The organism is Coxiella-like endosymbiont of Rhipicephalus sanguineus, assembly GCF_018687865.1.
In genome coordinates, this window is sequence record NZ_NIQB01000074.1 from 1 (window position 1) to 691 (window position 691).

Below are 691 nucleotides of genomic sequence, written 5' to 3' on the forward strand. Positions count from 1 at the left end.
TTAAAAAAAACTTGAAGAGGCCTATAAAAAAATAGAAGTAAAAATAGGTATTTTAAGGGTACTTTATTAAATTTATTTTTTTCAAATTGATAATAATCAATAAGATATTGTTGTAATTCAATAGTCCCCCTCTCCGCCATTAACTTATCATCCGTCTGTAGCTGTCTATAACCTATTTTTACTTCTATTTTTTTATGGTATTGTTTGTCCACTAATATAGACTTCCAGGTTCCTTATGAATCGCAAATTACTTCTCAAATTTGTTCTGAAGAACATTTTAATTTATATTTATATATTGATATTGGGTTATCTCCCTAAGGCTAAGGAGAATGGAGGAAAAATATAAATAAATTTTTTCATTTTTTGATAAAAAAGCAGCAAGGATCATAGATAATGGTGCTACTTTTAGTATCAAGGTAATAAGTACTTTAATAGTGATCACTTGGTTCATCAGTGGCTTTTTTTGAAATTCTCAGACACTTGGCAGCTTGTTATTAACATCGCTACGACTATTATTATCTTTTTGATTCTTTTCCTGATTCAGAATACTCAAAACCGGAATACTGAAAATATCTAAATTAAATTGGATGAATTAATCAAGGTAAATAAAAAGGCAGATCACTCCGTGATGGATTTGGATTGACTATCCGATAAACAATTAAAAAAAACTTGAAGAGGCCTATAAAAAAAT

Annotated in this window: 2 protein-coding genes; one reads left to right on the top strand and one right to left on the bottom strand. The window is 28.4% G+C overall.

The genetic code is table 11. The annotated features are described in order from the left end of the window. The coding region (locus tag B1F79_RS04090; RefSeq protein ID WP_251366097.1) for a hypothetical protein at positions 1 to 212 on the bottom strand (212 nt) is incomplete at its 3' end. A gap of 251 nt (positions 213 to 463) precedes the next feature. Here B1F79_RS04090 and B1F79_RS06985 point away from each other — a divergent pair. Then, positions 464 to 577: a low affinity iron permease family protein gene (locus B1F79_RS06985; protein WP_372443140.1), complete on the top strand. Its 114-nt coding sequence runs from the start codon at positions 464 to 466 to the stop codon at positions 575 to 577. The last annotated feature ends 114 nt before the right edge of the window (positions 578 to 691 follow it).